An 8,447-nucleotide genomic window follows, 5' to 3' on the forward strand; every position below is an offset into this window, starting at 1 on the left:
CCCAGCAGCAGCGCGTGCAGGCACAGCCGCAGCACCCGGGCGACCGGAGTCAGCGGGCGTGCGGGGCCGGACCCGGGGGCGGCGGGAGCGGGGGCGGCGCCGGGCGGGGCCGGGGCGGCGCCTGGGGAATCGGGGGAATCGGGGGGAACAGCGGAAACCATGTCCCGACCAGCCTAGAGGGGTCGCGGCCGGGCCCGGTCAACCGAAAGTTTGATGTCGGAATGCTCCCTTCGATACGACCATCTCTACCGTGGCGCGATGCCCGGCGCCCACGTGCCCGGCCAAGGTGGGGGACATGTTCGTCGCATGGAGAGATCTACGCTTCGCCAGGGGCCGCTTCGCCCTCATGGGCACGGTCGTCGTACTGATCACGCTGCTGGTCGGCCTGTTGTCGGGCCTCACCTCCGGGCTGGCCAGGGAGAACATCTCCGCCGTCACCGGCCTGCCCGCGTCCCACCTGGCCTTCGCCGCGCCCGGCGGGGACCAGAAGGTGTCGTTCACCAACTCCCAGGTGCCGGAGAGCGCCTGGCTGGCCTGGCGCAAGCAGCCCGGGGTGGCCTCGGCCCACCCCCTCGGCATCCGCACCACCAACGCCGCCGTCGGTGAGCGGACCGCCGCCGTGTCCGTCTTCGGCGTGGAGCCGGAGTCGGGCCTCGCCCCGAAGGGCCTGAGCCAGGGCCGGGTGGTCCTCGCCGAGAAGGCCGCGAAGGAGCTCGGCGGGATCCGGGCGGGCGACCGGATCTCGATCGGCCCCCTCGACCTCACCGTCGCGGCCGTCTCCGGCACCGCCTCCTACAGCCACACCCCCGTGGTCTGGGCGGACCTGCGCGACTGGCAGCGGATCGGCGCTCCCGGGACCTCCCCGGAGACCACGGCCACCGTGATCGCCCTCGACGCGGCCGCCGGAGCAGACCTCGCCGCCGGGGAGCGGGCCACGGGCACCCGGGCGCAGACGATCGACGAGGCGCTCGAAGCCATAGGGTCCTACCAGGCCGAGAACGGCTCGCTGCAGCTGATGCGGGGCTTCCTCTTCGTGATCTCCGCGCTCGTCATAGGGGCCTTCTTCACCGTCTGGACCATCCAGCGCAGCGCCGACATCGCCGTGCTCAAGGCCCTCGGCGCGTCCACCCCGTACCTGTTGAAGGACGCGCTCGGCCAGGCCGTGGTCATGCTGGCCGCGGGCACGGGCCTGGGCACCGCGCTCGCGTCCGGGCTCGGGGCGCTGATCGGCGGCAGCGACGTGCCGTTCGTCCTCGACGCGCCGACCGTGCTGGTGCCCGCCGCCGTGATGATCCTGCTCGGCGCGCTGGGCGCGGCCCTGTCCATCCGGCGGATCACCGCCGTCGACCCTCTGACCGCCCTCGGGAGTGCCCGATGACCCTCCTCGTCCACGACGTCACGCTCACCTACCCCGACGGCGAGAGCCGGCTCACGGCGCTGGACGCGGTCGACCTCGACGTGCCGGCCGGGACCCTGACCGCGGTGGTCGGGCCGTCCGGATCCGGCAAGTCCAGCCTGCTCGCGGTCGCCGCGACCCTCGTCGTACCGGACTCCGGGCGGGTCGTCGTGGCCGGGCAGGACACCGGCGGGATGAGCGCCGCTCAGAAGTCGGCGCTGCGCCGCGAGCACATCGGCATCGTCTTCCAGCAGCCGAACCTGCTGCCCTCGCTCACCGCCGCCGAACAGCTCCAGGTCATGGCCCACCTCTCGGGCCGGCCCTCCCGGCAGCTGCGCCGCCGCGCCCTGGAGCTGCTGGACGCGGTCGGGCTGGCCGACAAGGCGGACAAGCGCCCGCACCAGCTCTCCGGCGGCCAGCGCCAGCGCGTCAACATCGCGCGCGCCCTGATGAACGAGCCGGCCGTCCTGCTGGTCGACGAGCCGACCAGCGCCCTGGACCACGAGCGCGGCGCGGCCGTCCTGGACCTGCTGGTCACCCTGACCCGGGAGCGCTCCACGGCCACGGTCCTGGTCACGCACGACCGCGCGCACCTGGACCGGATGGACCGCACGGTGGTCATGACCGACGGCCGGCTGTCGGACCCGGTGGCCGCCGCCCGAGTCTGACCGGCTGTCAGGCGCCGCCCGGCCGGTCGCATCCGCGGTGGGGCGCGGGTACGGCGAGGCCCCGGACCCTACGGAGGGGGGTCCGGGGCCTGATCCGAAGGGGGGGCCGGGCCTGGTCCGTACGGAGGTGGTCCGGGGCCCGGTCCGCCGACCGGTGTCACAGCGTGTCACAGCGGGGCCCGGTCGCCCTCCAGGCTGCCGCGCAGGAGCTCCGCCGCGTGGCGGTTCGCCTGCGCCTGCTCCGTCAGGCCGAGCTGCTCCGCCACCTCCGCCAGGTGCTCCAGTACGGTCATCTCGCCCGCGACGTACTTCTCGGTACGGGCCTCGGCGAGTCCCCGCTCCAACAGCTGCATGGCGGCCCAGGGGTCGCCGGTCCGGCACAGGGCCACCGCCTGTACGTCGCACAGCAGCACCCCGCGAAGACCCCGCGCACCGGGCATGAGCCGGGCCCGTTCGGCATGGCTCAGCGCCTGGTCGGGCAGACCCTGGTCCAGGCACAGCCGGGCCGTGTGCAGCAGGGCGAGCGCTGCCGTGCCGTAGTCCCGGATGTGTTCGGCGACCCGCGCGGCCTCCTCGTAGACCGCCACCGCGTCCTGGTCGTTCCCGCACGCGGCGTGGGCCAGCCCGAGGTTGATCAGCGCCTGTGCCAGATCGCAGTCGTCGCCCGTCGTGACGGCGAGCTCCCGCGAGCGCTCCAGCAGCGGGATCGCGTCCTCGGCCCGGCCCGCCTCGACGGTGGCCCAGCCCAGCAGGTTCGCGACCCGGGTCTCCGCCCGCGGATCACGCGTGGCCCGGGCGGCGTGCAGGCCCTGGGTCACGACCGGGATCCAGTTGCGGTGGCTCTGCCAGGTCAGCAGCGGCCACACCAGCACGGTCAGCCGCCAGGCCCGGTCCCCTTCACCGGCCCGGGCGGCCGTCTCGATCGCTGCGCAGAGGTTGGCCGACTCGGCCTCGTACCAGTCGAGGACCGCGCGCCGGTCCGCGAGCCGGGGCATGGCCTGCGGCGCCTCGCACCAGTCGGGCAGGTCGCAGCAGGCCCGGCCCGACGGGTCGTAGATCCGGGATGCCGCGTACGCCGTGTGCACGTAGAAGTCGAGCAGGCTGCGCAGCCGCTCACCGCGCTCCTGGGCCCCGAAGTCGCGGGAGAAGAGCTGGACGAGGTCATGGCAGGAGTAGCGGCCGGCCGATCGCTCCTCGATCAGGTGGGCGCTCGCGAGGACGCCCAGGGCGCGGCGGGACGCGGCGAGCGGCATCCGGCACGCCGCCGCGACGGCATGGGCGGTGAAGTCGCCGCCGGGCACCACGCCCAGCACCGAGAAGACCGCCTGCGCCTCGCTGTCGAGCGCACGCACGCTCAGGGCCAGGGCCGCGGTGATGTCGGCGTCCTCGACCGACAGCGCCGCGAGCCGCTGCTGCTCGTCGCCGAGCTCGTCGGCGACCGACCGCAGCGACCAGCAGGGGTGCGCCGCCAGGCGGGCGGCGGTGATCCGCAGGGCCAGCGGCAGCCCGCCGCACAGCCGGACCAGTTCCAGGGCGGCCTCGGGCTCCCGCTCGATGCGGTCGTCCCGGAGCGCGGCCCGCAGCAGGGCCAGGCCCTCCTCCTCGTCCAGCAGTCCGACCGGCACCGGCGCGGCACCGTCGAGGGCGAGCAGCCCGTCCAGCCGCAGCCGACTGGTGACGATGGTCGCCGACCCGGCGGCGGCCGTCAGCAGCGGGCGTACCTGCGCGGACTCGCGGGCGTCGTCCAGCAGGATCAGCAGCCGGCGGCGCGCCAGCATCGAGCGGTACAGGGCCTGTGCGGCGACCGGGTCGTCCGGAACGGAGTGCTGCGGCACGCCCAGCGCCGTGAGGAACCCGCTGATCACCACGGAGGGCTCCACCGGGGTCGATCCGTCGAACCCGTGGAGATCGGCGAACAGCTGCCCGTCCGGGTAGTCGTCGGCGTGCGCGTGGGCCCAGCGCAGGGCCAGTGAGGTCTTGCCGACCCCCGCCTGGCCGACGACCAGGGCCACCCCCGCGGAGTCCGGGGCCAGCGCCCGCTCCACGGAACGGAATTCGTCCGCCCTGCCGATGAACCCGGCCGGAGTGCGGGGGAGTTGCGCGGGGCGGATCCGGTGGACCGTCGCGAGTGCCGGCCGGGGCAGGGCCGGCTCGGGGCCCGAGGCCCGCACGGCGGACGGCGCCGCCGCCGGAGTGGGCTCCGATGCGGCTGACGCGGCTGACGGGGCCGACGGGGCCGGGGCGGACGGAACGGGCTGCACGCGCACGTGCGGTAGCGTCCGCCCCTCGCGTCCCTCGCGTCCCTCGCGTCCGTCCCGTCCCTCGCGTCCGTCCCGTCCGTCCCGTCGGTTCCGAGCGGGAGCGTCCCGTCCGTGCGGCCCGGCGGGCGTCCCGCCGAGCAGATCGCTGAGCACCGCCTGGAGATCCGGACCCGGCGAGACCCCGAGGTCCGCCCTCAGCTGCCGGCGCGTCGCGTCGTACAGCCGCAGCGCCTCCGCCCGCCGGCCCTCCTGCTGGTGACAGAGCATGAGCAGGCGCACCAGGGACTCGCGCAGCGGATTCTCCTCCACCGCCTCCGCCAGCCGCGGTACGGCGTGCGCCCCCTGCCCGGTCCGCAGCAGCCGCTCGCCCAGCAGCTCCAGGGCGCGCAGCCGCGTCTGCCCCAGCCGGGTCCCGGCACCCGCGCGCAGCAGTTCCGATTCGCAGTCCTCCAGGGCCGGCCCGCGCCACAGGTCGAGGGCCGAGTCCAGCAGGCGGATGCTCTCGTCGTCCGGCGCCTCCTGGGCCGCCGCCACGAGGTCCTCCATGTGGTGCACGTCCACGCGGGTCCGGTCCGCCGTCAGCATGTAACCGGGAGCCCGGGTCACCAGTTCGATCGTGCGGTCGAGACGGGTGCGCAGACTGGCGACATGCCCTTGGAGTGCCGCCCTGGCGCTCGGCGGAGGCGCCTCGTCCCAGACGAGGTCGAGCAACCGGTCCACCGGCACGACCCGGTTGAGGTTCAACGCGAGAGCGGCCAGTACGGCTCTGCGCCTGGCGCCGCCGAGGGGCACGGAGCGACCGTCGGCGGAGCGCAGCTCCGCTGGTCCCAGCAGCAGCAATTTCATGTTTCCCCACCCCACCGGCCGGCGGCGAAGCACGTGGTACCACCCGACGCGCGGCAGGGCTGAGGTTAGCGGATTCCGGTCGAACGTACGAACGCGCCTTCCGGTTCACCCGACAAAGATCTGGATTTGTTCGCCGAGTGGTGAACCCCGGCCGGGGCCTCCTGCGTTGACATGAGTGGAAGGGCGGGGACGGAGTCCCCCCGTACTTGGCCCCTGCCCTTCCCTCCGGTCCCGCCGTCCCCCGCGGGCCCGGCCCGCCGCCCCGCCGTCACTCCCCGTGCGGCGGGGCGGTCTGTCTTCCCGGCCCGGCCGGGCCCGGCCGGGCTGCTCCGAGGGACTGCCGCTACCAGGGACTGCTGCTCGTGGTCGCGCCGTGGGAGGAGGCGGTGCGGCCGGGAGCGGCGCCCGGAGCGGCGGCGGGAGGGGCGGCGAAGGTAGCGCCGCCCGACGAGGACCAGGTGGGGGAGTGGGCCGGTCCGGCGGACGTGCGGTGGGCGGGTCCGGTGGACGAGGACTGGGTCGCCGCCCGCGACGGGGCGGCCACGGCACGGCCGGCCTCGCGGGAACGCTCCGCCGGCTCACCGATGCGCTCCAGGCGCAGCACCAGGTTGCGCTCGTCGCCCCCGTGGGCCCAGTCCACGTCCTTGCTGACGACCGTCTGCGTCCGGATGCCGTCGACGGTCTCCCAACGGCTGCGGATCGCCCGGACGTTGGGCCGCCAGACGCCTTCGTAGTGGTGTTCCACCTCCAGGTGCCAGCTCGGGGCGTCGATGTTCCGGAACGTACCGACCGTGCCCGGGATCTCGATCCGGGCCCCGCCCGCGCCGGTCACGGCGACCACGGCGCGTTGGGGGAAGTCGGCGTCCACGTGGACGACGGTGATCCGGCAGGGGCCCTCGTACCAGGCCATGGGTGTTCCTCCAGGTGTGTCTCGGGTTCGGGTACGGGTCCGGTCAGGCGGAAGAGGCGTCACGCACGGCCGAACTCCTGTGCCACCAGGGCGGCGAGTTCGTAGTACGCCGCACGGGTGCGGTGGCGCATCTGCTCGGGGTCGACCTCGCCGCCGCGGGCCAGGTGGTCGTCGTACGGGACCGTCACCACGGCCCGGCAGCGCTGCCGGAAGTGGGAGACGACGTCGTCGACCCGGATCAGGCGGCCGGAGGAGGACCGCACGCCGGAGACCACGGTCACGGCGTTCTGCGCCTTCTCCCGGAAGCCGTGGGCGTGCAGCCAGTCGAACGTGATGCCGGCGCTGCTCGCGCCGTCGACGCTCGGCGTGGCGACGACGACCAGCTGGTCCGTCAGGTCCAGGATGCCGCGCATGGTGTCGTGCAGCAGCCCGGTGCCGGAGTCGGTGAGGACGATCGGGTACTGGCCGCTCAGCAGGTCCATGACCCGGCGGTAGTCCTGCTCGCCGAACGTCCGGGAGACCGCCGGGTCGGTGTCGTTGGCGAGGACCTCCAGACCGCTGGGCGCCTGGGAGGTGAACCTCCGGATGTCCATGTAGGTGTGCAGGTCCGGCATGGCCGCCACCAGGTCGCGGATGGTGGCGCCGGACTGGCGGTGCACGCGGCGGCCCAGCGTGCCGGAGTCCGGGTTCGCGTCGACCGCGATGACCCGGTCGGCCCGCTCGGCGGCCAGGACCGCGCCGAGGGCGGTGGTGGTCGTGGTCTTGCTGACGCCGCCCTTGAGACTGATCACCGCGATGCGGTAGCTGCGCCGCAGCGGGGTGCGGATGGTCTCGGCGAAGCCGGCAGGCGCGCGGCGCCGGCCGACGCGGAACCGCTCGCGGGGCGTACGGCGCACCAGGCGCTCGGTGGACAGCTCGGTGTCCGAGGCCAGGCCCGGCGGGGCCACCGGTACGAGGCCGGCCGTCGTGCCGACCGCGGCGGGCGGCACGGCCTGTGCGGGCTCCACCGCCGGGGCGGCCTCCACCGCCGGGGCGGCCTCCACCGGCTCTACGTCTTCCACGGCCACGGCCACGGCCACCGTCGTCCGCGGAGCTGGAGCAACGGCCGCCGCCGTGGGGGCCGGGGCGGTGTCCAGCAGGTCCCGCAGGCTCCTCAGCGGAGGGTGCCGGGGGGCGGTGGAGCCCGGCCAACGGGCCGGACCGTAGTCGGGGGCGTCCGTCCAGTGTCCGGGTTCGTTCATGTCGTTCCTGTCCACGACGATGGTCACTTCGCGGACCCCTTTCGTTGTCCCGGCCGTGTGCCACCCGGAGGAACGGCCCGGGTCCGGTGCCGGTTCAGGTGGCGCCGGTTCGGCCCCGCACCGCCGGGGCAGGTCATGCCGGGGCGAGGCCGCGCCGCTCCAGCAGGGGGCGGAAGGCCCGTACGGCGTAGAAGTTGCGGGACTTGACGGTGCCCGGCGGGACCCCGAGGACGGCTGCGGTGTCGACGGTGGAGCGGTCGTTGAGGTACAGCTCCACGAGCACCTGCCGGTGGTGCGGGGGCAGTTTGGCAAGGGCGCCGCGGATGTCGTGGGCGACCAGGATCTCCTCGTAGGGATCGTGCGCGGCCGGCCGGTCGTCCGGGCTCTCGTCGCCGAGTTCCTTGGCGCGCGCGGCCTGCATCCGGAAGTGGTCGATGGCGATCCGGCGGGCCACGGTGTAGAGCCAGGGGCGGCCGTGCTGCGGGCCGCGGGCCAGGGCCTGGGGGTGCTGCCAGGCACGCAGAAACGTTTCCTGGAGGATGTCCTCGGCCTTGCCCCGGTCGCCGCTGGTCAGGCGGAGCAGGGCGCGCAGCAGGTACGGGGCGTGCAGCCGGTACAGCTCGGCGAGCGTGTCGCGGTCCATCGTCGGGCGGGGGGCGGCCGGCCCGTCCGCGTCCGAGCCCTCGTACCCGGCCGTGCCGGTCGCGGCGTCCGTGCCGGTCGCGGCGTCCGTGCCGGTACCGGCGTCCGTGCCGTGGTCCGCGTGGTCCGCGCCGTCCGTGGTGTCCGCGTCGTCCCGGCCGGCCTCGGTGGCCTCCAGGTCACCGTCCGCTCTGTGCCGCTCGATCCCCATCACGGCTGTTCCTCCCGCGTTGCACCGCCGGCCTGGTCGTGGGGCCGGCGGCAGCACCAACCGACCGCCTGCGTACGGCGTGCCGGGCTTGACCGGAGTGACAGTTCCAGCCCTGTCCAACGCCCCGCCAACGATTCGCCAACGGTCCTCAGAGCAGCTCTGAACTGCGCTTCCTGTCCGCCGCAGGAGCTTGGTACCGGCCCGGCCGCCAGCCCCGGCGGCGCCCTCCCGGCACCACCACGGCGGCGCCGGCCACCCCCAGCGCCACGGCC

6 protein-coding genes are annotated in these 8,447 nt (G+C 74.7%); 2 read left to right on the plus strand and 4 right to left on the minus strand.

Annotated features, from left to right (window positions below; genetic code table 11):
* The first annotated feature begins 295 nt into the window (after positions 1-295).
* Positions 296-1,378: an ABC transporter permease gene (locus GPJ59_RS29780; RefSeq protein ID WP_219671018.1), complete on the plus strand. Its 1,083-nt coding sequence runs from the start codon at positions 296-298 to the stop codon at positions 1,376-1,378.
* Positions 1,375-2,064 carry an ABC transporter ATP-binding protein gene (locus GPJ59_RS29785; RefSeq protein ID WP_219671019.1) on the plus strand — a complete coding sequence of 230 codons (690 nt, stop codon included), beginning with the start codon at positions 1,375-1,377 and terminating at the stop codon, positions 2,062-2,064. Before GPJ59_RS29780 ends, GPJ59_RS29785 begins: the two co-directional genes overlap by 4 nt.
* Positions 2,065-2,231: 167 nt before the next feature.
* Here GPJ59_RS29785 and GPJ59_RS29790 read toward each other — a convergent pair whose 3' ends face one another.
* The 4 genes from GPJ59_RS29790 to GPJ59_RS29805 all read right to left on the minus strand — a co-directional run bounded on the left by GPJ59_RS29790 (position 2,232) and on the right by GPJ59_RS29805 (position 8,175).
* On the minus strand, positions 2,232-5,171 hold the full coding sequence (locus tag GPJ59_RS29790) for an AfsR/SARP family transcriptional regulator (protein ID WP_219671020.1): 2,940 nt from the start codon (positions 5,169-5,171) through the stop codon (positions 2,232-2,234).
* 343 nt (positions 5,172-5,514) lie between these two features.
* On the minus strand, positions 5,515-6,081 hold the full coding sequence (locus GPJ59_RS29795; protein WP_219671021.1) for a hypothetical protein: 567 nt from the start codon (positions 6,079-6,081) through the stop codon (positions 5,515-5,517).
* Positions 6,082-6,140: 59 nt separating this feature from the next.
* Entirely contained in the window at positions 6,141-7,349 is a 1,209-nt protein-coding gene (locus GPJ59_RS29800) for a MinD/ParA family ATP-binding protein (protein WP_308120559.1), read from the minus strand.
* Between the two features lie 106 nt (positions 7,350-7,455).
* Positions 7,456-8,175 (minus strand): sigma-70 family RNA polymerase sigma factor, encoded by a 720-nt coding sequence (locus tag GPJ59_RS29805; protein ID WP_258025120.1) that lies wholly within the window; start codon positions 8,173-8,175, stop codon positions 7,456-7,458.
* Positions 8,176-8,447: the final 272 nt, after the last annotated feature.

The organism is Streptomyces bambusae, assembly GCF_019400985.1.
In the GTDB taxonomy this organism is placed as follows: domain Bacteria; phylum Actinomycetota; class Actinomycetes; order Streptomycetales; family Streptomycetaceae; genus Streptomyces; species Streptomyces bambusae_A.